General features: G+C 69.1%; 24 protein-coding genes and 2 pseudogenes. 11 read left to right on the top strand and 15 right to left on the bottom strand.

The window, feature by feature from the left end:
- On the bottom strand, positions 1-444 hold a 444-nt coding region (locus tag ABZ656_RS38030), incomplete at its 3' end, for a winged helix-turn-helix domain-containing protein (RefSeq protein WP_360274395.1).
- A gap of 210 nt (positions 445-654) precedes the next feature.
- Here ABZ656_RS38030 and ABZ656_RS38035 point away from each other — a divergent pair.
- Positions 655-1,071, top strand: a pseudogene (locus ABZ656_RS38035) (transposase); the annotation flags it as partial.
- A gap of 40 nt (positions 1,072-1,111) precedes the next feature.
- Here the strand turns inward: ABZ656_RS38035 and ABZ656_RS38040 are convergent.
- Positions 1,112-1,810 (bottom strand): alpha/beta hydrolase, encoded by a 699-nt coding sequence (locus ABZ656_RS38040; protein ID WP_101406391.1) that lies wholly within the window; start codon positions 1,808-1,810, stop codon positions 1,112-1,114.
- Between the two features lie 200 nt (positions 1,811-2,010).
- Here ABZ656_RS38040 and ABZ656_RS38045 point away from each other — a divergent pair, with 200 nt between their 5' ends.
- On the top strand, positions 2,011-2,565 hold the full coding sequence (locus ABZ656_RS38045; RefSeq protein ID WP_360274398.1) for a hypothetical protein: 555 nt from the start codon (positions 2,011-2,013) through the stop codon (positions 2,563-2,565).
- 39 nt (positions 2,566-2,604) lie between these two features.
- Here ABZ656_RS38045 and ABZ656_RS38050 read toward each other — a convergent pair.
- The 3 genes and pseudogenes from ABZ656_RS38050 to ABZ656_RS38060 form a co-directional block, all read right to left on the bottom strand.
- Positions 2,605-3,156, bottom strand: a pseudogene (locus tag ABZ656_RS38050) (ISKra4 family transposase); the annotation flags it as partial.
- A 45-nt stretch (positions 3,157-3,201) separates the two neighbouring features.
- Entirely contained in the window at positions 3,202-3,951 is a 750-nt protein-coding gene (locus tag ABZ656_RS38055) for an SDR family oxidoreductase (protein WP_101406392.1), read from the bottom strand.
- A gap of 156 nt (positions 3,952-4,107) precedes the next feature.
- Positions 4,108-5,013, bottom strand: coding sequence for an AraC family transcriptional regulator (locus tag ABZ656_RS38060; protein WP_360274401.1), 906 nt, complete (start codon positions 5,011-5,013; stop codon positions 4,108-4,110).
- A gap of 143 nt (positions 5,014-5,156) precedes the next feature.
- Here ABZ656_RS38060 and ABZ656_RS38065 point away from each other — a divergent pair, with 143 nt between their 5' ends.
- From ABZ656_RS38065 to ABZ656_RS38080, 4 genes are all read left to right on the top strand, one after another.
- Complete coding sequence (locus ABZ656_RS38065) at positions 5,157-5,474, top strand: antibiotic biosynthesis monooxygenase (protein WP_101406394.1); 318 nt, start codon at positions 5,157-5,159, stop codon at positions 5,472-5,474.
- Positions 5,475-5,568: 94 nt separating this feature from the next.
- Positions 5,569-6,537: an alpha/beta hydrolase gene (locus ABZ656_RS38070; RefSeq protein WP_360274404.1), complete on the top strand. Its 969-nt coding sequence runs from the start codon at positions 5,569-5,571 to the stop codon at positions 6,535-6,537.
- A gap of 609 nt (positions 6,538-7,146) precedes the next feature.
- A complete protein-coding gene (locus ABZ656_RS38075) occupies positions 7,147-7,968 on the top strand; it encodes a hypothetical protein (protein WP_360274407.1) in 822 nt (273 codons plus the stop codon).
- Positions 7,969-8,223: 255 nt separating this feature from the next.
- Positions 8,224-8,448 carry a hypothetical protein gene (locus ABZ656_RS38080; protein ID WP_129592334.1) on the top strand — a complete coding sequence of 75 codons (225 nt, stop codon included), beginning with the start codon at positions 8,224-8,226 and terminating at the stop codon, positions 8,446-8,448.
- A 42-nt stretch (positions 8,449-8,490) separates the two neighbouring features.
- On the opposite strand, the gene ABZ656_RS38085 is transcribed toward ABZ656_RS38080, so the two are convergent.
- The gene (locus ABZ656_RS38085; RefSeq protein ID WP_360274410.1) at positions 8,491-8,613 is read right to left on the bottom strand and encodes a hypothetical protein; all 123 of its coding nucleotides are present in this window, start codon (positions 8,611-8,613) and stop codon (positions 8,491-8,493) included.
- Between ABZ656_RS38085 and ABZ656_RS38090 the strand changes: the two genes are divergently transcribed.
- Complete coding sequence (locus ABZ656_RS38090; protein ID WP_360274413.1) at positions 8,612-8,950, top strand: thioredoxin domain-containing protein; 339 nt, start codon at positions 8,612-8,614, stop codon at positions 8,948-8,950. The genes ABZ656_RS38085 and ABZ656_RS38090 overlap by 2 nt on opposite strands.
- 63 nt (positions 8,951-9,013) lie before the next feature.
- Positions 9,014-9,139 (top strand): hypothetical protein, encoded by a 126-nt coding sequence (locus ABZ656_RS38095; RefSeq protein ID WP_360274416.1) that lies wholly within the window; start codon positions 9,014-9,016, stop codon positions 9,137-9,139.
- Between the two features lie 25 nt (positions 9,140-9,164).
- Here ABZ656_RS38095 and ABZ656_RS38100 read toward each other — a convergent pair whose 3' ends face one another.
- The 5 genes from ABZ656_RS38100 to ABZ656_RS38120 form a co-directional block, all read right to left on the bottom strand.
- A complete protein-coding gene (locus tag ABZ656_RS38100) occupies positions 9,165-9,737 on the bottom strand; it encodes a hypothetical protein (protein WP_360274419.1) in 573 nt (190 codons plus the stop codon).
- Complete coding sequence (locus ABZ656_RS38105) at positions 9,737-12,277, bottom strand: type II toxin-antitoxin system prevent-host-death family antitoxin (protein WP_360274421.1); 2,541 nt, start codon at positions 12,275-12,277, stop codon at positions 9,737-9,739. Before ABZ656_RS38105 ends, ABZ656_RS38100 begins: the two co-directional genes overlap by 1 nt.
- 246 nt (positions 12,278-12,523) lie before the next feature.
- Complete coding sequence (locus tag ABZ656_RS38110; RefSeq protein ID WP_360274424.1) at positions 12,524-13,966, bottom strand: hypothetical protein; 1,443 nt, start codon at positions 13,964-13,966, stop codon at positions 12,524-12,526.
- Positions 13,967-14,356: 390 nt separating this feature from the next.
- A complete protein-coding gene (locus ABZ656_RS38115; protein WP_360274427.1) occupies positions 14,357-14,695 on the bottom strand; it encodes a hypothetical protein in 339 nt (112 codons plus the stop codon).
- 168 nt (positions 14,696-14,863) lie between these two features.
- Positions 14,864-15,748, bottom strand: coding sequence for a hypothetical protein (locus ABZ656_RS38120; RefSeq protein WP_360274430.1), 885 nt, complete (start codon positions 15,746-15,748; stop codon positions 14,864-14,866).
- Between the two features lie 1,263 nt (positions 15,749-17,011).
- On the opposite strand from ABZ656_RS38120, the gene ABZ656_RS38125 reads away from it, so the two are divergent.
- Positions 17,012-17,149 carry a hypothetical protein gene (locus ABZ656_RS38125; protein ID WP_179436262.1) on the top strand — a complete coding sequence of 46 codons (138 nt, stop codon included), beginning with the start codon at positions 17,012-17,014 and terminating at the stop codon, positions 17,147-17,149.
- 709 nt (positions 17,150-17,858) lie between these two features.
- Here the strand turns inward: ABZ656_RS38125 and ABZ656_RS38130 are convergent.
- Positions 17,859-18,299, bottom strand: a complete 441-nt coding sequence (locus ABZ656_RS38130; protein WP_360274433.1) for a hypothetical protein — start codon at positions 18,297-18,299, stop codon at positions 17,859-17,861.
- A gap of 262 nt (positions 18,300-18,561) precedes the next feature.
- Here ABZ656_RS38130 and ABZ656_RS38135 point away from each other — a divergent pair, with 262 nt between their 5' ends.
- Entirely contained in the window at positions 18,562-19,257 is a 696-nt protein-coding gene (locus ABZ656_RS38135) for a TetR/AcrR family transcriptional regulator (protein ID WP_101406404.1), read from the top strand.
- A gap of 317 nt (positions 19,258-19,574) precedes the next feature.
- On the opposite strand, the gene ABZ656_RS38140 is transcribed toward ABZ656_RS38135, so the two are convergent.
- Entirely contained in the window at positions 19,575-19,808 is a 234-nt protein-coding gene (locus ABZ656_RS38140) for a hypothetical protein (protein WP_101406405.1), read from the bottom strand.
- Between the two features lie 89 nt (positions 19,809-19,897).
- On the opposite strand from ABZ656_RS38140, the gene ABZ656_RS38145 reads away from it, so the two are divergent.
- Positions 19,898-21,484, top strand: a complete 1,587-nt coding sequence (locus ABZ656_RS38145; protein ID WP_101406406.1) for a Na+/H+ antiporter — start codon at positions 19,898-19,900, stop codon at positions 21,482-21,484.
- A 402-nt stretch (positions 21,485-21,886) separates the two neighbouring features.
- Here the strand turns inward: ABZ656_RS38145 and ABZ656_RS38150 are convergent, their stop codons facing one another.
- Positions 21,887-22,381 (bottom strand): transposase family protein, encoded by a 495-nt coding sequence (locus tag ABZ656_RS38150; RefSeq protein ID WP_360274438.1) that lies wholly within the window; start codon positions 22,379-22,381, stop codon positions 21,887-21,889.
- Positions 22,382-22,880: 499 nt separating this feature from the next.
- Complete coding sequence (locus ABZ656_RS38155) at positions 22,881-23,483, bottom strand: ScbR family autoregulator-binding transcription factor (RefSeq protein ID WP_101406409.1); 603 nt, start codon at positions 23,481-23,483, stop codon at positions 22,881-22,883.
- Positions 23,484-23,753: the final 270 nt, after the last annotated feature.

Raw genomic sequence — 23,753 nt, forward strand, 5'->3', positions numbered from 1 at the left:
GTCCTCGTCCCGTTCGGCGGCGGGCCGGGCGGGCATCTGCACGCTGAAGCCCATACGGTGCAGCAGCCGGGTCACCCCGGAGACGCTGTAGGAGAGGTGGAACTTCCGCCCGATCAGTGTGCGCACCCTTGCGGCGGTCCACACCTGGTCGTCCCTCCAGCCGTGCGCGGCCGGCCCCTCGTCCAGCCAGACGGCAAGCTTGGCCTGCAGGCCGGGGCCGAGTCGGCAATCGCAGCCCGGGGGCCCCTGGGAACGCAGCGCTTCCCGCCCGCCCAACACCCAGGCACGGCGCCACTGGTAGACCGACTTCTCGCTCACCCGTAACTCCCGGGCGACGCACGGGACTTTTACGTCCTCCTCGAAGAGGTCAGCGGCCCGCATACGTACCTCTTCGCGGCGTTTGCGCTGCTCGGCGGTCAGCCCGCCCCCGTCCGGATACCGCATACTTCCGGGTTACCAGCCAAGACGGGCCCTGTCACCAGGTCCGACGAAGACCCAGACACCCAGACGCTATAACGCCAAGGTCAGTACCTGGGACGTCTCGGTGGACTCAACCATCGCCCGCGCCCACCAGCATGCGGCGGGTGCCCGCAAAAAGGGGATCTGCAGATCGAGCCGCCCGGTGGCGTGTTCACCGAGCCCGACGACCACGGGCTCGGACGCTCCCGGGGCGGGCTGACCACCAAGCTCCACCTGGCGGTCGAGCAGACCCAGAAGCCGATGTCGCTGGTGATCACGGCCGGACAGCGCGGTGACTCCCCGCAGTTCCAGGTGGTCCTGGGCCGCATCCGGGTGCCCCGGCTCGGGCCGGGCCGGCCGCGCACCCGGCCGGACAAGGTTCGCGCCGACAAGGCCTACGGCTCCCGCGCGAACCGCGCCTACCTGCGCAAGCGCAGTATCCGCTGCACGATCCCGGAGAAGCGCGACCAGATCGCCAACCGCAAGAAGCGCGGTTCCCACGGTGGCCGGCCGCCCAACTTCGACAAGGCCGACTACAAAGAGCGCCACGCGGTGGAGTGCGGAATCAATCGCCTCAAGCGCCACCGCGCGGTCGCCACGAGATACGACAAGCTCGCCGTCCGCTACGAGGCGACCGTCCTCATCGCAGCCATCAACGAGTGGTTGTGACTCCTTCATCCCGCCTGCACGGGGTGTCGGTGGCGAGCAGTTCCTGCAGAAGTCCAACGATGAGATCGGGCTGTCCTACGAATGGGGAGTGGCCCGTCTGCCACTCGCGCACGTCGGTGCAGCGCGAGGCCATCTTCCGCTGCAGGCCCGGGTCGATAGCCCGGTCCCGTCCACAGACGACGTAGGTGGAGGCAGTGTGCTTCCAGCTGTGGCGCTCTGGGACTCCTCGCCCGCAGCCGGGGGCTTGCGCACGCAGCAGGCCAACTGCCCAGGCGGCGAGAGGTTCGGGACAGTCGCCGTAGAGGGTATCGACAGCCCGGTCGGGGTGAAGACTGGTCGAGCCGTCGGGCTCGGGGTTGATCGCGTCCTGGAGCTGCGGAGACGCCCCACCCAGACCGGCCGCGCTCTCGCCGACATCCAGCACGAAGGCCGCCAGGTAGACCAAGTGTCCAGCTCCGCGCACTCCGGTGATCACTGACCCGCCGTAGGAGTGACCGAGCACAATCGGAGGCTCCTGCAGCGCGTCGATGGCAGCCTGGACCACGGCTGTGTCAGCGGGCAATGAACCCCGGTGCAGCTCGGGAACGACAACCTCGATTCCTGCGGTCCGCAAGCGTTCTGCCACCATGGCGAAGTGCTCGGGACGGTGATACAGACCGTGAACGAGCACTACGGCGGCCAATTCGCCCGCCTCCTCAGGTCGGCGTCAGGCCAGTGATCTTAGCTCTGGACCACGACCGGCTATCACTCACCACCTTGATCCACTTCTGAAACACGCCCTAGTACTCCAGCTGTAGATCGCGATCTTGGTGTCGGGTGTGGCCCCGAGGGCGGGGCGATATGGGATCGCGTGAGGCGGTCACCAACTGGCACGCTGCCGCCATGGATCACGCGGAAGTACTACTCATCGGCGGGCGGGCCGGTGTCGGCAAGACGACGGTGGGGTGGGAGGTTTCGGCGTTGCTGCGCGCTGCGGCGGTCCCTCATGCGGTCATCGAGGGCGACTTCATGGGGCAGGTGCATCCGGCACCAGAGGCGGACCCCCACCGTTCGGAGATCACTGAGAGGAATCTGACGGCCGTATGGGAGAACTTCGCCCGGCTCGGCTACCGTCGTCTGATCTACACGAACACTGCGAGTGTGCTGCCTGAGGCGACGGGCATGTTTGAGCGCGCCATGGGGGCGAATGTGCGGATGACGCGGGTCCTGCTCACCGCCTCCGACGCCACCGCTCGCGAGCGGCTGGTGGGCCGGGAACTCGGCTCGGAGCTGGAAAAGGAGCTGACAGGCAGTGTCCGTAAAGGACGGCTCCTGGACCAGCGGGCCACCGCAGGGACGGTGCGGGTGATGACGGGCCTGGGTCCTGTCATCGACATCGCGCGGGAGGTGGTGGCCGCAACCGGCTGGATCGGGCAGCATTCCATACGCAGCTCGTAATCGTACTTGGGTGCGGATCCTCTGAAGTGACGGTCGGGATCAAGCCGTGAGGCTGTAGTCCTGCTGGTCAGGGCTGGGGTAGAGGCGTTGATGTTCGCGAGCGGCATGGAAGATCCAGTAGTTCTCGAAGTCTCCATTCGTGATCAGCGCGCGGAGTTGGAGGACGGCTTCGGCACCGTCGAGGCCCCAGCGGGCCCCGGTGATGTCGAGGCGGTCAGCGATCAGGTGGCGGCAGGCGCCTTCGACGGCGCCGGTGGCGATCGGCCAGCCGGCCGCGAGGGCGGTGTCGTAGCGGAGTTGGTCGAGATGGCCGGTGAGGTAGCGGTGGCAGGTGATCACTGCCTCGCGGCGGGCGGCGGGAAGCTGTTCGGCTGCGGCCTGGGCGGTCATCTCGGTGGCAGCGCGGTCGGCGTGTCCGGCGAGGATTGCGGTGAGTTTGTCCGCGGCCCAGGTTTCGGCCTCGCGGCTGCCGGGCGGGTGGAAGGCGTGCGCGGCCGTCCAGCAGTACTCGGCGACGTGGACGAAGTCGAGCAGGACGTGGGGGCGGATGCCGCGGCGGGCGGCTTCGGCGCGGATCAGGTCGAGTTGGTGTCCGGCTGTTGGCATCGGTACGGTGTCCCTTTGCCTGCTGGTTGATCACTTCGCCTGGGCGAGCCAGACCGCGTCGGGGCCGGCCGGGAAGCGCAGCTGGCCGGTCGTGTCGTGCACGGCGCGCCACACCGTCTCGGCGACGTCGCTCTCCTTGGTGAACAGGTCCTGGCCCGTGAAGGCGTCCATGGTCTTCTTCGCCCATGGTGCGTAGGGCGCCGGGACCTGCTCGTCCATCGAGGCGCCGTTCGTCGCATTGGCTGCGAAGTTGGTCGTCAGGCAGGCACCCGGCTCGACCGTCTTCGCCTGCACGCCGAAGGGCGCGAGTTCGAGCGAGAGGGATGCGGTGAACCCCTCGATGGCCATCTTGCTCGCCTTGTAGACGGCTGAGAGTGGCATGTGGCCCAGCACCACGCTGGAGGTCACGTTGACCACCACGCCAGAGCCCCGCTCGCGGAACTGGGCGAGCACGGCCTGCGTTGTTGCCATCACGCCGAACGTGTTGGTCTCGAAGACGTCCCGCACCCGAGCCATGGGGGTGCCCTCGAACACGCCGATCGACGGGACGCCCGCGTTGTTGACCAGGACGTCGATGGGCCCCGCTGCCTCGAACGCGGCGGTGATGGTCTCGGGCTTGGTCACGTCGAGCTCGACGACGCGGAGCCGGTCCGACTCGGGCAGGACGCCCGCACGCGGCGTGCGCATCGTGGCGATGACGTTCCACCCCTGCGAGTGGAAGTAGAGGGCGGTCTCCCGCCCGTATCCGGATGAGGCACCAGTGATCAGAACTGTCTTCATGCTGTGATCCTTGCGATGTGGTGGGATCCGCGAAGTGCAGGCATTTTCCTACTCGGCGGAAGAACTGCTGATCCCATTAAATCGCTCCGACCTGCAGAAATAGTAGAACTATTCTCTCCTTAACTTGCACGATCCTCTTCCATGTTCCGCTTCCGTTCAGGGCAGGATGCCCCCGGGGGTGCGCACGGTGTTCCGCAGGCGGGCCGCGTCCCGGCTCGGGGGTTCACCGAACTGGCGGCGGTACTCGCGGCTGAACTGCGACGGGTTGTCGTAGCCGACGCGGTGCCCGACCCCTGTGACGTCTCCGGGGTGGGTGGCGAGCAGCAGTCGGGCCTCCTGGAGGCGGATCTGTTTCTGAAACTGAATGGGGCTCATCGCCGTCACCGCCTGGAAACTGCGGTAGAAAGCGGAGACGCTCATGCCCGACATACGCGCCACGTCCTCAACCCGGAAGGGCTGCGCGTAGTGCTCGCGGATCCAGCGCACGGCCCGGGAGACATGGCTGAGGCCGCTGTCGGCCAGGCCGAGCTGGCGAACCGTCGCACCCTGATCGCTGGTGATCAGACGCCACAGGATCTCGCGCTTGGCCAGCGGGGCCAGTACGGCCCGGTCGCGGGGCTGGTCGAGCAGGCGCAACAGCCGAACCACCGTGTCGAGCAGGGCGGGCGGGGCGTCGCTGACGGCGATCCCCGACGGCGTGCCTCCGACGGTGCGGGGGAGGTCGCCGGGACCGGCCTGCAGCAGGAGTTCGGCGACAGCGGACGGTTCCAGGGTGAGGCCGAAGCCGAGGGCCGGCTGCTCGGGGTCGGCCTGGGTGAACTGCCCGGTGACGGGCAGGTCGACGGATGCGACCAGGTACTGCCCGGGGCCGTACTCGTAGACCCTCTCGCCCAGCGCGAGTCGCTTGGCGCCCTGGGCGATGACGGCGAGCACCGTGCCGGACATGGAGGGCGCCGGCGGATCCGGCCGGTCGACCTTCGAGATCAGGACGCCGTCGATGGCGGTGGTCCAGTCGGGCCGGGCATGCCGGTCCAGCAGGGTTCGGAACTCTTCTAGGGACATACGCCCATTGCAGCACCCCTCCGCCATCCTGCTCCCGAAACCGCGAGGATCGTGCAAGTGATCGCGAGCATCGGTCTAACGTTTCAGCAGGTCAGGAGCATTTAATGGGATCAGCTCACTCCATCACTACGAAGGAGAAAATCATGCTTGCCAACTACGGCTTCAACGCCACCCTGACCGCCAAGCCCGGGATGGGCAGCCGGCTGGTCGACCTGCTACTGACCGGCCTGAACGAAGGCAGCCCCGGCGCGAGCGAACACTGCGTCGTCTACCTCGTCTCCCGTTCCGCGTCCGACCCCGACGTCATCCATGTCACCGAGGGCTGGACCAGCGAGGAGGACCACCACCGGATCTTTGCCGACGGGGCCGCCCAGGCCATCGTGGCGCAGATCGCCGGGCTGCTGGCCAAGGAGTCCGAGTACACCGACTACGTCCCGGTCCTCGGCAAGACCGCCTTCTGAGCCCCCGGACCGATCCGCCGACCCGCCACCCGGCCACCTGCCCAGACGCCCCGTCTTCGTCCGTCCCGCACCACACCACGAAAGGCCCACAACCATGACCACGGCACGTCCCGCTCTGGACCCCGAACTGCGCGAGCTGCTGACCGGCATGCCCCTCATGTCCCAGCTCACCCCGGAAGTTCTCGCGCAGCTGCGCCAGCTCCCCTCGGCGCCCGTCGACTCGCTCCTGGCACACCGGCAGGTCGACAGGCGCGAGATCAGCGTGCCGGCCAAGGACGGCGCCCAGATCCGCCTGTCAGTCTTCAGCCCCGCGAACACCGATCACAACACGGCCGCCCCATGCGTCTACTGGATCCACGGTGGCGGGATGGTCATGGGCGACCGCTTCTCCCAGATCGACATCCCGCTGGAATGGCTCGACGAGTTCGGCGCGGTCGTCGTCTCCGTGGACTACCGGCTCGCACCGGAAGCCACCGGCACCGCCCTCGTCGACGACTGCTACCAAGGTCTGCTCTGGACCGCCGAACACTCCGAAGAACTGGGCATCGACCCCACCCGGATCATCGTCGCCGGCGCCAGCGCCGGTGGCGGCCTCGCTGCCGGCCTCACCCTGCTGGCACGCGACCTCGGCGCCCCGGCGATCGCCGCACAGGTGCTGGTCTGTCCCATGCTCGACCACCGCAACACCACCACCTCCAGCCGCCAGTACTCCGGCGTGCCCGGTGTCTGGACCGGCGAGATGAACGAGTTCGGATGGCGAGCCGTTCTCGGCGACCTCACCGACGACGAGGTGTCCGCGTACGTCTCGCCCGCCCGGGCAGAGGACCTCTCGGGCCTGCCGACCACCTACATCGACACCGGCTCCGCCGAAGTCTTCCGCGACGAGGACACCGACTACGCCACCCGCATCTGGGCGGCCGGCGGCCAGGCCGAACTCCACGTCTGGGCAGGCGGCTTCCACGGCTTCGACGCCCTGTACCCGCAGGCAAACATCTCGGCCACAGCCCGCCGAACCCGCACCGACTGGCTCACCCGACTCCTGCTCCCGAACGGCTCCGCATAGCGCACACAACCCACTCACGCCGACGCCCCTCCAGGAGAAACGCTGTCGGCGTACGAGTGCCGGCATCGGCATCTTCTGTGGAATCAGCCTTGTCAAGCCGCCTTGCCCAGCCAGGGCACACTGAACGGACGGTGCGAAGGCCGCGTGCCCTATCGGCCCCGCGAGAACCACCCACGGCCCGTCAGTCCTGCTCGCCGTACTCGTTCCGACCACGGACCGGATCAGCCGGCATGAGCGGCTTGATCCGATCCCACATCACATCAGTGATCACTAACTGGACGGACACATCCGATCAGCTGACCAGCCCATCAAAGAGGCACGCTCTAGCTAGGGCTAGGACCTGCGCGGTCAGGTGGTCGGCGTGAGGTCCGCTTGAGGAGGCGGTCGTCACGCCTGACGGGGTGCGCACGCGCCGAGGGTGGCGGATTTCGCGCTCTGTTGCGGGCCACAGGACGTCCCTAGGCTCCCCGTATGGCCAAGTCACGGGGCAGGAAGCAACGCAAGCCGCAGCAGCGTGTCGTCCGGCGCAGGCCGGAACCCGCCGCTCGAACCTCCTTACCCTTCTCAGGTCCTCCCGCTGGGGCGTATGCAATGCGGGGAGACATGGCGGTGGCCGCGCGCATCCTGGAGCAAGCGCCACCCGACGCACTGGTGGAACTGCTGCTGCCGAACCTGTGGGCCGGAATCGCGCAAGAGAGCGGGGCGCCGGCCAACATCTGCGTGGACAGCTGCCTCACCCTGAAGTACGCCTACGGGCAACTCGGGATCCGCACGGAACTCGCACTGGCTGATCTCACGGTCCGTGAGGCGAACGGCGACGGTGTCCTGCACGGCACTCCAGAACCGTCCTGGAACGAAGACGGCACAGTCTTCAACGGACACTGCATCCTGCTCCTGCCCGACTCCGGCCGTCACGTCGACGCCACCGTGGAGCAGTTCGCCAAGGTCCGAGAACAGGGCGGGGGCCCACTGGTCGGACGCTCCGTCGCCTCCACCACAAGCCTCGAGCCCGGGCAACTCCTGCCGCCCGGAACCCGTCTGGCCGTGCAACGCGGTGACATCGTGATGACGTACAGGCTTTCGCATCTCAGCACCCGCGATGTCATCGACGGCCAACCCTGGATCCTCCAGAACGCCCACCGGCACTACCGCACCGGCGTCAACCTCGCCTCGCTGGTGCTCGAGCCCCTGCGCATGCCCGAAGTCATCGGCCGTGCCCGCCAGGCACCCTACCCGCGGCTGCGAGCTCTCTTGCGGGCTATCGGTGACGCCCCACAAGAGATCGACGACAATCGCGACATCCGCTTCGTGCTGCCCGGCCCGGCCACACCGCACGGGATGAGGCTGGACGAAATCCCGCTGCCCGCGACCACCCCCGCCCCTTTCCCACGGCACCTAGCTAGAGGCATCGCTGAGGGCACCGTCCCATAGGCCAGACGAAGGTTGCCTCAGCCTGGTCTTCGACGATCCGGGGCAGGCCACCGAGCGGGCCTTCCGCTCCGGCGATGACCCCGACTGGGCCGCCGCCGGGTGGGGCCTCGGCCGTGCCGATCCCCGGCGGGGTCGACGGGGCCGTGACCACCTGCCAGACGGCGCGTTGATCAGGTGAGCCTGGCGACGTGCCCACTATGCGGCGCCAGGTTTCCCGGTATCCTCCGGCCAGGGGCCTCCCTTACGATGATCACCGTGACCGCCCGCCGCACTCTTGGCACCGGCCCCGAGGCTCCCGCGCAGAACATCCGCGCCGCCCAGGCCGACCTTCTCGACGCACTGCCCGGCGTCCGTCTGCCCGACCTCGGCGAGTTGCGAGCCCGCGGAGTCCTCGGAGCCCACCCCGCAGCGCTGCCGAGCCCGCGAAGATCCCTCGGGGCTGGCCGCGCGGATGGCGCGGCGCCGGATTCCTCCGGCTGATGTACGACATCACGAGGGCGGGGGCGGTCCGGTAACGGCCGTCTACGCCGAGATGCCGTTGAAGAGCAGCGCGTTGGGCGTACCGCTGGGCAGGCCCGTCACCGCGTTCTCCGCGCGGGGGAAGATGGGGATGGAATGACGGAACGCGAGGTCAGGAGCTTCCATGGCGAAGCGGGTTCACCAACCCCGTGAGGACGCGGAGTTCGACTTCATCCTCGGGATGAGCCGAATCCCGGTCCTCGCATACTTCACCGGGACATGGCCCAAGGCAATCGAGCCCTGCCGGGCGATGGACCTCGTCGTGGGTGACATCGCAGACCAGTACACGGGCCGCCTGACGGCCGTCCGCACCGACATGACGCGCTGTCCGTCCGCAACCAAGCGATACGGGATCACCAGAGCCCCGTCCTACGTCCTGCTGAAGGAGGGAGAGGCGGTGGCGCACGGCACGGGGCCTATGACCATCACCGAGGTACGGGAGTTCCTGGACGTCCACCTCTGAGCGGTCGCCGCGGCCCTGCGGCCGCCACGTCCGTCACGCAAGCAGCCATCCCGGCAAGACGAGGTGGTCTACGCCGTCCTCACCGCGGGCACCTTCGACCTGGTCGCCGAAGTGGTCTGCCCACACCCGCCCGACCTTCCCGTGGCACCCGTCTCGCCCGTGGCCTCGACGGCGATCCCCGAGCAGTAGCAGACGACTTTCGGGCTGCGTGTCATCACCTGAGCTCGACCGAGTACAAGCTTCCGCTGAACTCCCAGCCGTCGGTGCCTTCGCCGATGTCGGCCACGATGACGTCTTCGATGAACCGGTCCTCGAAGTCGTCATCACGCAGGTCGCCGGCCAGCCACAGCGTCTCGATCTCGCCCCAGTCCCCGCGCCGCCCGTCGATGCGCAACGGTGCGGCGCGGCGGGTGCCCCGTTCGCGTTCGTCGTTGCCGGTTTTGACGAGGCCGCTGATCTCGAACTGGCCGTTCTTGACGTGGTCGGGGATGGGGTCGGCTGGGACGATGGCGACGTTCTCGTAGGCGGTGTGGATGAGGTCGCGGTAGCTGCGGCGGACGTTGTACTCGGGATCCGACAGCCACTTGATCAGGGTGTCGATCCTGACGTCGAGGCCGGCGGCATCCAGTGCCTCGTATCCGCGATGGGTTGCGGTGAGCTGGCTGAGCTGGGCGTGCCAGTGCTTGGCGCTGTAGGAGGACAGTCGGTGGCGGGGGGTGACCTGGGCGCGCAGGAGGTCGCCCAGTGCGGCGCCGAGGGAGTTGCCGCGGCCTGTGGGTCCGGCCATCAGTCGTCACCTTCGGGGATGAACTCGCCGGGCTGGATGAACTTGGCCTTGACTTCGCCGAAGCCGGTCCCGATCCGGTACGTGGCGGGCGGCGTGCCGGGGGGTGTCCAGAAGATGGCGGCGTCGACGTTGCGCAGGGCGATGAGGGTGTGGCCTTCCTGGACGGCCTTGAAGGCGACGGTCCAGTGGCGGACGGATGCTTCGGCGACCATGCTCATGCGCCAGTCCGGCCGCCAGAACGGGGAGCGCTGCTCTTGCCGCTTGGGCCACAGCAGGCGCAGCGCGATCGACAGGCGGGTCTTGTAGTTCTTGTACGGCTCGCCGCCGGCCTGGACGAGCTCCGTGCGGGCCTCGCGGGCCGCGGTGTAGAACGGCTTGAACAGCGACTCGTTGGCCTTACCCGTCCACGAGTCGTGGATGGTCACGGACGCGGCGAGGTGGCCGTCGCGGTGCAGGCGTTCGAGCTGCTTGATGTGCGGGGTGGTCACCCACACGCGGCCCTGGTCGTCGGGCCGGTCGACGAGCCGTCCGAGCGGGTGCGGCATGCCCGGGTAGTCCCATTCCGGAATGTCGATCTGGTAGATCCCGGCCTGGGTCTTGTCGAAGGCGTCGAGGGGGCCGGTGTGCAGGAGCTTGTTCGGGGCGAGCGGGACGGCCGAGCAGGCGGAGGGGTAACTGCCGTTGCGGTCGATCAGGCACAGCACGCCGTCGCCGAAGGAGGCGGGCACATCGAGCTGGTCGCGCCTCACGCGCTTGCCGTTGTCCCGGACGTGCGCGACCCGGGTGCTGGTGACGTCGGGGTGGACCCAGCCGGGCTCGCCGTCCATGTCCTCACTGATCAGCGGCCACGGGCCGTCTTCCCGTTCCTCGGTACGGATGACCGGGATCGGGTGCATCTTCGAACGCTTCACCGCGTCCTTGAGGATCTTCAGGGCGGGGAAGACCGCTCCCTCCGGCTCCTCCTCTTCGTCGCCCGGGACCAGGCCGTCATCGTCGTCGCGCAGGGCCTCCTCGCCGTCGTCAGGGGCGAGTCGGTTGTCCGCGGCACCCTGTACCGAGGCTTCGGTGGAAGCCTGAACGGTGGCGCCGGCGGGCGCGTTGTAGGCGTGCAGCGCGGCAGCGAGACGGCGGCCCGCGTCGCCCTCGGGCAGGGGCAGTCCGGCCGCGGCCATGGCTTGCACCGGGGCGTGGAGTTCATCGAGGTCCTTCACCTGGCCGTTGGCGAGTGCGGTGCGCAGGGCCGCGAGCAGGCGGGTCGCCTCCGCGGGCAGCCCCTTGACGGCACCTGAGGTGAACGGGAGGGCGGCGTCGGCCAGTTCACGGTCGGCGGCGCTGCCCAGCGTGTCCGGGACAGTGTCGGCGGCCGCGGGAGTGCTGGCCGCCTGAGCGGGGGCGACGGGGATGGTGTCGAGGAAGCGAGCGTGGGCGAGGTCGGGGCGCAGGCTCGTGCTGCCGATGATGCCCAGATCGCGTTCCGCGACGGTCACGGTCGTCACCTGTTGGCCTGGGGCCGTGGTGAGGGTGAGGATGACGTCTGCGTCCAGCAGGTTCACGATGGCCGGGTCGTCGGTGTCCAGGACCGCGAGGACTGGTACGTGCTGGGTGCGGGCCAGCTCACGCAGGATCTGGCTTGCTTCCGGGAGGTGTTCGCCGGACAGCGGCAGACGCGGGTTGCGGGCCCGCTGCAGCCGGTCCACGACCACCAGCGCCAGGTTGTCCGCGAGCGGTGCCGTGTCCGCGATGGCCTCCGCGGTCAGGTCGCTGCCGTCGTCGATGAGCAGCGGGGCGTGGCGGAGCCGTTCGACGACGTCCTGCTCGTGCGGGGTGAGGACACCGGTCTTGAGGCGGGCGTAGTCGCCGTCGGCCTCGGCGGCGATGATGCGGCGAGTGATGTCCGCACTGTTGGGACCCGATGCCGCGTACAGGACGCGGGCGTTGCGGGTGAGCGCGGTGTGCCGGGCTGCTGCGAGGCCGATCAGGCTGCCACCGACCTGAGGTTCGGCCGCTACCAGGACCAGCCGGCCGGGGTGCAGGCCGCCGGTTGCTTGGTCCAGGCCTGCGAGCCCGAACGAGAGGCCGGGGGCAGGTCCGGAGGAGAGCACGTCGCCGATGGCATCGCCGAGGGTGGCGAGCCGGCGTCCGTGCTCACGGCTTGGAGTGGGTTGGCTGGTCACCGCGCCTCCTGCGGTTGCCGCGTGGTGCGCGGCCGTGTCGGATGGGGTGCTGCTGATCGGGCTGTCGACGGGCAGCAGGACCGCGACGGGCGTGGTGTTCCTGCGGAGCACCTGCGGTTGGCCTTGAGCCGCCCGCGAGATCAGGTCGCCGAACTCCTTCTGCGCCGCGCTCAGTACCCAGGAGGGGAAGGCGTCGGCTTTCCGCACTGCTGGGAACCGGTCGAGCGGGGCGAGCAGAGCACGGTCCTCCCGCTTGTGGATCAGCGTCGTGACCCCGTCGCCCTCGGCACGCTTGACCAGGGCATACAGGTCCCTGCGGGCGTCGCTCGCGTTCACGCTGTGCTCTGCCTGTGGTGACTGACTCACTCACTCTCCCGGTACTCAACTCCGCTTCAGAATACCACGATCCACTCATTGAATGAGTCAAAGTCACACATCACCTAAGCCAATCACACTCACTTGTGAGCTGTTCGGTGTGGATTGACGGCTTGGGTGTTCACCGGCGGCAGCCTCGCACGGCCGGCCAACATGACCAAGGCCGGGGCCACCAACCGGCCCCGGCCTTGACTCACCGCGTCCGCAGACGAACGCACACCCGCCGAACAGACAGACTCAGCCGCACACTGCCGACTCCTGTCCGCTGGGCGCCTCCTTGTATGCGAGGTGCCCGACGGCGGAGTAGGCCCTGCCCAGCACTCCCGCGAGTTGCTCCGCCGTGACGGATGCGCCGGTGTACCGCTGGATCGCTTCGCCGAGCGTCTCGTCCCTCAGGAGTTCCCTGTCTCGAAGGCCTTCCACGGAGGTCCTGAGCAAGGTCAGAGCCGCCCTCATCTCCCCCGCCACGCGGGTGAGGAAGCTGTAAATGCGGTAGGCCTCCAGCGGGTACTCGATCCCCCGGTACTTGAGGTCGGTGACGAGCTCGGCAAGGGAGCGGGCTGCGGCTGCCGGCCTCTGCTCGCCACCCGGCACCTCCTTGTACGCCGGGTGCGGGTGCTCGGTGACGGGGAAGGCCTTGCCCAGCACGTTTGTGAGTTGCTCCGCCGCGAGGGACGAGTCGGTGTAGCGCTGGAGCACCTCGCCCAGCAGCTCACCCCGGTAGTCGGTCATCAGGGGGTCCTGATCCCGGAGGCCTTCCACGGAGGTCCTGAGCAGAGTGAGGGCTGTCGTCATCTCGCCTGCGGCGCGGGTGAGATCGCGGTAGATGCGGGAGGCCTCCACCGGGTACTCGATCCCGGTCCCCCGGTACTGGAGTTCGGTGACGAACTCGGCGAGGGAGCGGGCCGCGCTCTCCGCATGCCCAACGATGTCCTCGGTGTTCTCACTCATACGGAGCCGGTCCTCCTTGCTGGGGTGGCGGGTTACGGACGGACGGTGACGTGGCAGCGGTCCCGTACGGACAGCGGAGGCACTGAGGTGGCCCGCCGCGTCCCCGTCACGGCGAGGCTGCTCCGCAGAGTCGGCCCCCGCTTCGGGGCGGCCCGCGGCGGCGCGGATGACACTGCTTTCATCACCGGGGACGGCCGTGGCCGTGTCCGGCCGGGCCGCCGGGCCGGGGTGCTGCCGGCCGTAGAAGGTCCACAAGTCCAGCGCGTCGTCCAGGAGCACTGCACGGTCGGCCACGGGCATCCGCTCGACTCCCGCCCGCAGCATCCGGACGTCTCCCCCGTGAGCACGGGCCTGCTGGACTAGGAGGAAGAACACCTGGGTGGGCTTGGCGGCCAGACCTCCCGCGTCCGGCTCGCGGGCCGCGTGCAGGCTGTAAACGGACCCGGCCGTCACCGCGAGCACGATCGGGTCCTCCTCGATGAGCTTCGCCGTCAAGGACTGCCGGCACGGTGCGCACCGCTCGATGCTTGCGCCGATCAGCGCGGCCGCGGTCCGCAGGTCCGGCGCGGCCTCTACCCCCCACCGGCCGGGATCGGCCGACTGGAGGTCCGTGGCCGACCGGCCGCTGGCATGTACATGGAGGGTTCCCGCGTTGGCGGCCGTGTAGGCGGCGCCCTGACGGCGGCTTCTGCTTCTCGCCCGACTCTTACGGCCGTGGCTATTGGTCATACGGCTCTCGCTTTTCCCGCGCCCGGCCCCATGACCCGATGCGCGCGACGAAGAGCAGCATGCGGAAGGCTCAACGACCATGCAGCCGTCGGAAGTTGGCATACACCCCGCACTGATGCTGCACAGACCAGATCCTCATGTGGGGTCCGCGGGCACCTTCGCCGAGATGCGCCCCAGTCATGGGCCGGGGCGCGGGCTTGGGCCGATGCGTCGGCCACTGCCCCGCACCCTACCGCTCGGCGACCAGGCCCGGACCCGATGGCCAAAGGCGCACACGGCGGGCGTCATACCCGCTGCCCGATCGCTCGGGCACCACGGAGCAGCTAGCAGACGGCCGAACGTCCGGGCCCACGCCGGCGAGTCCCGGGGCGTTCGGCCGAGAGGGGTGCGTCAGGCTTCAGAGAGGTCGGGTACGCCGTCGGTCTCCGCGCGCGGGGCAAGGTATTCCGCCAACGCCCGTCGCACGTAGGCCCGTTCTGCGCCCGTGGCGCGCGCCCCCAGGTCGTCATCGAGGCGGGCGCGGGTGAGCTCGACCACCCAGTCGGGCACCTCATGCCGGTCCTCCAGCGCGTCCAGCGCCTCCCGCAGCCGCAACCGCCCGGCGCCCTCCTCATCCCGGCGTGCGCCGTTGAGGGCCCTGGCGATGGCGGCGGAACCGATGGTGAGGAAGTCCCGATACCGTTGGCCGCCAGCCTGGAGACGTTCGGCGACCTGCTCCGCGGTGAGCACGCCCCGGCTGCGCTCGGAGAGTGCAGCGACGAGCCAGTCCTCCTTCGCCCACCGTTGGGCGTCGAGACGGGCGGAGGACTCCGCGTACGGCTCGTCGGGGTGGCGGTCGGTCAGGGACCGGCCTTGCTGGGTCCAGTCGTGCGCCCAGGCGTCCGGGTGTCGCGGACCTCAGGTCTCGGCGAACGCGTACGGGCCACCGGTGCCAATGCGCAGCAGAGTGGCGGTGACGCTCACCGGCGTGCGGCCGCCGGTGAACCAGGCAAGTGACTTCCACCCGGCGTGCGCGCTCCACACCTTCAGCTCGTAGTGCGGAGGATGCTGTTCCTTGGGGTACCAGACAGGTTCGCGTGTGGGTGGCGCCGACTCCGGCCGCCCGGGCGGCCACGTGTCGAACGGCAGCCGCGGCACGACCGGACGGTCCGGGGCAGCGTCGACCTGGTGGACCCGGCTCGGCATGCTGGCCAGATCGTGGGTGAGGTGCTCCCACACCTCGGCCCGCAGAAGCCCGCAGTCGCCGCCGGCCGGGCGTCGGGGCTCCCCCAGCCGGTGGGCGACCAAGGCGTCGGCCAACTCCCGCGCGCTGTCGAGGCTGGTGCACCATGCCGTGGTCCACCAGCTCGGGGAGCCGCCCGAGTGGTCCTCGCCGACGATCCCGTCCGGGACGTCGTAGACCCGCACCTCGTACGGCAATTCGGGGCTCGGGCACACGGGGTCGAACCCCTCGGGGTAGTCGCCGGGCCGCTCGACGGACCACCCGTTGTGCGCCCACCGCCAGAAAGGCTCGCCCTTCGGGTGCCACACCAGCGGCCACAGGGCCGCCACCTCCACCCGGCCGTCGGCCGTACGGTGCGGCACGGGCACCCGGGCACCCTTGCCCACGGCGGCTGTGGCGGTCTGCTGGTAGATCACCTCGCGGATCACATAGCCGTCGGCTGCGGGCTCGGCCACCCCCCAGCGGCCCCCGGCGTAGTTCTCCGGGGGCGTCTGGTCCGACCAGATCACCCGCACCGGCACCGCGCCGGGTTCCGCGACGACGGCGGACAGCGCGTCCACAGTGATCTCCTCCCACCCGTGGCGGACCGCGTCCGGCTCCGACGGCTCAGCGTCCAGCAGGCGCCGGCGGGCGGCGGGCGGCGGGCGGCGGTGTAGGAGATGCCCTCTTCGGCTGCGAGTCGGCGGGCAGCCTGCTTGAACCGCTTGTCATCTGTCACGGAAGCCCCCTCGTCGGTGGAGATCCCACGCATCCCCACCGTGGGCGTCGTAACCACGGACAGGCAGATGCAGCACGCGAGTTTCCCCTTGTCCTCGGTCGCCAGCTCCCGGCGTGGGCGGGGATGCGGCTCGGAGTCAGGCCGTCGTGCAGCGGCCGATTCCACGCTAGTGGCTGCCACTGACAACGGGCTGCGGAATTCGGCGTCACGCCGTGCACGTGCGACCAGCGCCCGCCTGCATTACTCACGCAGCCCTAGGCTAGCCCCGGCCCGCCCTCTCGAGATTCTCTCGTGCAGCAAGCTCCAGTGCCTCCCGTGCCACCCCAACGGCCCAACCGGCTCATCGCGACAACCGGCTCTCGCGGCCGTGTCCCTGCATCAGCTGGAAAACCCGAAGCCACTGACCCAAGTGGCGCCACCGCCACCTCTTGCAGACAGTAAGAACATGAACCGGCACCGACGCTCACCCCGTCGAGCCCCGTGGATCGCGAGCGGTGCCGCCGTGCTGGTCGCCGGTGGCATCGGCGTCGGCATTTGGGCGATAGTGACCCCCGACCATGAAGCCCCTCGGCCCACGCCGTCGCACATAACACGGCCCACGTCGACACGCACACCGAGGCCCAAGCCGACAGCGACGGCTCGTCCCCGGCAATCGGCACCCTCGATCAACCGGCCTCAGCCGACGCACCACCAGACGGCGACGGCCCCCTCGTCCGGGCCGAAACCGAAGCCACCGGCAACACAGCTCCCCGCGCCCAAACCGTCGGCGACAGCAGTGCCGAAGCCCACGCCAAAACCGCCCGTACCGTCCCTGCTCACGCCCACGCAGCCTCCAGCACCCAAACCACCGACAACAGCAACAGCGACGTCCATACCGACGCTGACCGCGCCGCCCCCGCCCAGGCCCACACCGATACGGCCTTCTGCGCCCAAGTCGCCGACGACAACACCGAAGCCCGCACCAACGCCACCTACGCCCAAGTCCACGCCACCCGTGCCGCCCCCGCCGCCCGTGCCGCCTCCGCCTCCGTCACAGCCGCCGACGCCGACGCCGACGCCGACACAGTGGTACACGAGCACGGCGGCGACGGCCGCTGCTCAGCGCATGGCCGCCGCTGGAGTGGTCGGCGATCCTGCCTGTTCGCTGGCGGCCGTCGGCAAACCGGACCCGGCGCTGCTTCCAAAGGGCCTCACGTCGGTCGGCACCGGGCAGGCCGGCAACTACTGGTGCCTGATCTGGTAGCGCCCTGGGTCCGGTCGTGTCAGGTGTCCTCGCGGCCCGAGCGCAGCACTCACGGAAGCGGGGAGACATACCGGTCTCCTCTTCGCGCCGTATGACGTCGAAAGCCCGCCGGCTACCGGCCAGATCCATGGTCCTGGCCGGTGAGCAGGGATGGTTCGCGTTCGGTGTGCGTCTCCTGGGCCGAGCGGGAAGCCGGGCAGCCTGGGCCGGGCAGTCGAGGATCGAGCGTGCAGGCAGGACTCCGTTGGCCGTGAGGTCGCCTCCCGTGTCCTGCCCCTCAGCTGTGTGTGCTGGTGGCGCAGGGCCCCGCGGTGTGCCGGTGGCGGTGGTCATGGTGACGTCGACAGTGCACGTTCCCGCGGAGGGGGCGACGGCGGTGAGCGATAACGACGTCCCGCCCTGAACGACGACGCCGCCACAGCTCACACCTGACCGGGCCCGTCGGTCTCAAAGGCAGGGACCGGCGTGTGGGGAAGCCATCGGCAAGGGAAGCGGTCGACGAGGTTCATGTGTCGGTGCGGGCCTGGCCGTGGTCGGCGTGGCGGTCGCTGAGGGCCAGAGTGCCTTCGCCTTGCGTGCGGCGTTCGTCTCAATGCGGGTGCGGACCGCCGTGGGGGCGCACGATCCGGGATCCTGGTCGGCCGGGGGTGCGGCCGTGTTGCTGTGTGGGCAGGCGCCGGCGTTCCGGAGTGGGGCGGCTCGGGCCGCGTCAGCTGTGGTTCAGGGACCACACGACCTGGTCCTGGTACCAGCGGGCGGCGCTGACACCGTGCCACGAGGCCGCTTCGTCGACCTGGTCCTCGTACCAGCGGGCGGCGCTGACGCCGCGCCACGAGGCCGCTTCGTCGACCTGGCCCTCGTACCAGCGGGCGGCGCTGACGCCGCGCCACGAGGCCGCTTCGCCCTCGTGGTCCGCAGCCCGTACGTAGCGCACAGTGTCCTGCCCACGGTGGTCGTCGCGGCGGCCGTCGTCCGTGTGGCGGCCGACTTGCTCGCTGCTGGTCGCGGAGGTGGCGGACACGTGCTGCGTGTGCTGCACGGGCACCGAAGTCGTGGCTGCCGACGCCGAGCCGCCGGCTCCGAGAAGGGCTCCGCCGGCCAGTGCCGTGGAGGCGAGTGCGATCGAGACGCGCCTGGTCATGCTGTTCATGGTCATTTCCCTTGCGAGACTGCCGCGGTTTCGCCGAGCCGGCGGCCGCCGCTTCCATGTGAACCGAGATCCGGAAATCCCGGGTCAGTCGGCTTGCCGCAAGGTCATCCGGAGGGGTGCCTCACGTTCGGCTCCACCACGGTACCCGAGGGGTGCCTCATATTTGCAGTGAGGCTCATCACGCCACGTCAGAGAGGTGAGATTGCGATCGGAAACATGACAACAAACGAATTCGAGGGGGGCCTCATGTTAAGCTCGAGCCATGAGACACCACCACGCCCCGACCGCGAGGGAGACACCGGCGAAACCCCTGCGCCGTGACGCACAGCGCAACAGGGACGCGATCGTGGCCGCCGCCCGCACGGCCTTCTCCGAGCAGGGCCTCGGGGCGTCCCTGGAGGGCGTCGCCCGCGAGGCGGGCGTCGCGATCGGCACGCTCTACCGCCACTTCCCCACCCGGCTCGACCTGGTCGAAACACTCTTCAACGCGAAGTACACGGAACTGCTCACCACCGCGGAAGAAGCCGCGGCCATGGACAACGCCTGGGAGGGGTTCTGCCGCTACCTGGAGAAACTCTGCCAGCTGCAGGCCTGCGACCGCGCCTTCAACGACCTGGTCTCGGCACGGCTGCCCCTTCACGTGGCCGGCCGCAAGAAGTACGAACGCGCCAAGGAACTCTGCATCCAGATCATGCGCAACGCCCAGGAACAGGGCGTCCTGCGCGGCGACGTCACCGCGCAGGACATCGCCTTCGTGATCTGGTCCCAGGCCGGGATCATCCAGGCCACACGCACCATCGCCCCCCAAGCCTGGCGCCGCCACCTCCACCTGATGCTCGACGCCTTCCGCACCGAAGGCGCCCACGAACTGCCCGAACCCCCTCTGACCAGCCAGCAGGTCGATCAGACCCTCGTCACTCTGGAGTGCACCGAAGAGGACTGCCGCGAGCAGTCCTGACCACACGAGAGACAAGGCCGCGGACAACAGCTGCGCATCACACCGGACCGGCCCACACCGGACCGGTACCTCGGCCGACCGGCCAGGACGACCCCGGCAGCACCCCGGGCGGCAGGACCACAGGCCGTCCGACCGCCGCCTTCCGGCTGCATCACACCTGAGGCACCGGGCGCAGCCACCGCAGACACTGGGCAGCGTGGACGTCGGGGCTGCGCACCGCCGAGCAGCCAGTCGACTGACCGGCGGGCGCCCGCCTGAATGCACGGCTGCTGTCCGGGGTGGTCATGCCAGTGCGGCACCCCGTGGGAGCGCGCGGGCTACCGGCCGGTGTCTGCGTACTGGGAGTTGCAGTAGTCGACGCTGTCAATGACCACGCACGCCGTGAAGAGGCCGATCGGATTGCTCGGGATGTCGGTGGTTCCGCTGCAGGTGCCCTTGCCCTTGAAATTCGACAGCGTCTGAAGGTTTCCGACCCTGCGGTAGTAGCGGACAGCGACCCCGTAGCCGTCCGCATCGACGTCGCAGACCCTGCTGGATGGTCGCGGCTCCATGTCAGCTGCATCACCGCCCAAGGTCGGTTACGTTGATAAAGTACCTGGTCAGAGGGGGGTAACAAGCCGTAACCCACCCGGGACACTCCATGACCGGCCTGACCGTCATCCTGCTGCTCGTGGTTCTGGCCACCGCCGTGGCGACCGGTGCCCGACGCTGGAGCTTGCCCGCCCCCTCGCTCCTCGTAGTTGCCGGTCTGGTCGTGGGGCTGATGCCCTGGGTTCCAGAGGTGCGCCTACCGCCTCACGTGATCAACGTGCTGGTGCTGCCACCGCTGCTCTACGCCGCGGCCGGGGAAATCTCCGTCCGCGACCTGCGCACCGTGTGGCGGCCTGTGACCGGCCTGGTCTTCGGCCTGGTCCTCGCCTCGGCCATCGCCGTCGGGTACGTGGCCCACGCGATCACCCCGCTCACGGCCGCGACCGCGTTCATCCTCGGTTCTGTCCTGGCCAGCACCGACCCCGTGGCCGTGACCGCGCTTGGCCGGCGCCTGTCTCTCCCACCGCGCGTGCAGGCCATGGTGCAGGCGGAAAGCCTGTTCAACGATGCCACCTCACTGGTCCTGTACAAGGTCGCCGTGGCCACCGCGGTGTCCGGCAGCGCCATCAGTGTGCCCGGGACCGTTGAGCAGTTCCTGATCCTTGCAGGCGGAGGAGGCCTCATCGGCGCGGCGGTCGCCGCAGTGGTGGCCCTGATCCGCAGACGAACCGAGGACCCCATGCTGGAGACCGTCATCGCATTGGTCACGCCGTACGCCTCTTACGTCATCGCGGAGCAATCGCACACCTCCGGCGTGACCGCCGTCATCGTGTCCGGGGTCGTCCTCGGCAGCACCGGCCACAAGCTCAGCAACGCCCCCGTCCGCCTCCAGGTCCACGCCGTCTACGACACCGTGACCTTCCTGCTGGAGAGCGTCGTCTTCGCCCTGATCGGCCTCGAACTCCCCTCGGCCGTCCGTCATCTCGCGCGCGACGAGCACGGCTGGCCGCTGTGGGTGCCGGTGATCGCCTTCACTCTGCTGGCGATTCGCCTGCTGTGGATCTTCCCGCTGTCCGCCCTGATCCACCACCGGCACAGGGAGGTCGACAACCGCCTCTCCTGGCGCGTCCCGGCTGTCCTGTCCTGGGCGGGCACCCGAGGCGTCATGCCGCTGGCAGCCGCGCTCTCCATCCCCCTGGTCACCCACACAGGGGCGCCGCTGCCGCACCGGGCGCTCATTCTCACGCTCACTACCGGGACCATCGCGCTCACTCTGATCTTCCAGGGTTTCACCCTGGTCGCCGTCGTCCGCCGCTCCGGCATCGCTCTGGAACCGGAGCGCACCGCCCGCGAGGAGGCCCGGACCCGCCGACACATTGCAAACGCCGCTCTCGAAGAGCTCAAACAGCTTGGCGATCTGGATCAGCTCGCTGATCTGGGTGCCGCCGCCGAGGCCGCCTTGAAACAGGCCCGTCGTCATCTGGAAGCGCGCATCCACCAGGTTGAAGACGCCCACTACAGCGACCCGGACGCCCGTCCTGCCGACGCCTACCGCGAGATACGCCGGACACTCATCGCCATCGAGGCGGCCGAGCTCCAGCGCCTCTACGAAGCGAACAAGATCAGCAACGTCACCCGGCGCCGGATCCAGCACGAACTCGACCTCGAAGAAGCCAGCCTCCGTGACCGCGGCTGACCGCCAGTCCCGGTAACCCCCAGGTCGAAGCCTTCCGCCCCGACCAATGGACGAACGAGAGCGGCCGGCTTTGTCGGCCTCGTGCGACCAGCGGGCTGCTGACATGACCGAGGACATGTCCTGCTGCTCGCATGGCGATGGTGTGCGGCCGATATCGACACCGGCACCTTGATCGCCGACTCACTGCCCTGGCCGCCTCGCGCGCCCTTCCAGCATCGGAGGCATGCGGCGGCGACCAGGAGGAGGCTGGGAGTGGAGGTGACGGCCTGTGACGCGCGACGCCCCCTGATGGTGGTCATTGAGTGTATTTCAACTTGAAGTTGCAGGTCGTGGGGCTGGTGTGGGTCGTGGCTGGGATGCTCGTGCCGGTCGGGGGCGTGATCGGTAGGAGGTGATCGTCCGTCAGCGGTGGACCTCGGCGTTCGTCAGCACGAGGAGCGCCCGCAGCAGCGTGGTCGCGTGTCGGGCATTCATGCGGACGTTGGTGAGGATCCGCCAGTTCTTCAGGTCGGCGAAGCCGTGCTCGTTCGCCGCTCGCTCGCGGCTGACCAGCCGGTTCGCCTCCTTCTGGGCGGCGGTGAGCGGATGGCCGCGGGTCGCCCGCCGGCCGGTGACGATGACCGGGTCGTCGGGGTCGTCGTCCAGGCCGACGAAGCCGAGATCGGCCAGGGCACCCAGGCCGGCCTCCCGCAGGTGACCGGTGATCTTGTTGTGACGGGCGGTGGTGATCTCGCTGGAGCGCCCCGGTTCCGCGGCCGAGATCCATACCAGGTTGCCGCACGCGTCGGTCAAAGCGATAAACAGCAGGCCATGGGCCTTGTGCTTGCCCGAATAGTTCGGCCGGTTCTTGTCCCCGGTGCGCCGGCGGGTGCGGATGAGGGTGCCGTCGAGCAGCACGACGACGCCACCCTTGCGGGCGATTTTCTTCAGCGCGGTCCGCGTCCATGTCCGGCTCGCGCTGCGGAACCAGCAGCATCCCGCCCGCTCCCAGCGTGCTGGTCACCTGCTCCAGCTCCGCGTCCATGGCCGGATCGTCCACCTCACCGGCGCGCTCGGCCTCGATGAACTGGCCGATCACCACCTCCGCTGCCTCCAGCCGGGCCACCTCGGCGTCGATCTCCGCGAGCTCCTTGCGCAACCGCTCGGCCCGCTCGGCCAGTACCATCCGCCGCTGCATCACCCACGTCAGTATCTCGGCCACAAGCCGCCCCTCACGCCCGTGAACTCCCCATCTCCCACCGACCGTAGGCGCCACAGACCGTCACGGCGCACGTTTCCGACAAACCAGTCCCACGGCAGACGATCACCTGCTACCGATCACACACCCGACCAGCACGAGCAACCTCAATCCCACCCACACCAACCCCGTGACCAGCAACTTCAAGATGAAATGGCCTCACTGGGAATCCTCTCGCACGGGCTGTGACTGGAGCGACGGCAGAGTCAGGTGCCACCAGTCGGTCAGGCGCTCGGTGACGACGGCCGTCCCTTCGAGCGCCTCGGTAAGGGCGCACAGCCCGAAGAACGCGCGCACCAAGGCCCGGGCCGTGCGAGCGGGGCGGAGATGCGCGTTCAGGTGGCCGGTGAGCCGGGCCTGCGCGAGCAGTCGCGTGGCGGCGGCGGACCACAGCGCGAATGGATGGGGAAGGGAAGTGTTGATGGTGGCGCGCTCGGCCCACAAGCGGGCGCCGGCCCGCGTCACCGGGTCCTCGGCGAGGGCATGGGCGATGTCGTAGCTGAGAGCGACGAGCCGCTCGAGAGGGGGGACCGCCTCGTCCGCGTAGCGTGCGGCGAGCTGCGACCAGGTGGCGAACCGGCTCTGGACGACGGCTACTGCGATGCCCTCCTTGCCTTCGTAGTGGAAGTAGATGGCGCCGCTGGTCCGGCCCGATCGGGCGCTTATGCCGTTGACGCTGGTGGCCGCGTAACCCTGTTCGGCGAAGAGCTGGGCAGCCGCTTCCAGCAGTGATCTGCGGGTTTCCTTCGCCCGTTCCTGCAACGTCCCGTCCGCCCTCGCTGGGTTGTTCCGTCGGTCACGAATTTAGTGCGCCAGCGTACGCCTGGAGTACAAGCGGTCACACGCATGCGGTAATTACACATTTCTTCCGAAAGGAAGTGCGGGCGAGTGGTAAGGAGCACGGTTCGCCCCAGGTATCGGACGGTCCCGTGGCATGTGTCAACTCCCTGTTGCAACAGCGGTTTTGACGGTCCCGATCGCCGATCGCCTGCTGTCCCCGCCGCACGGCCATACGCCAGGATCCCGGAGCAG

The organism is Streptomyces sp. NPDC007095, from assembly GCF_040634475.1.
GTDB lineage: Bacteria > Actinomycetota > Actinomycetes > Streptomycetales > Streptomycetaceae > Streptomyces.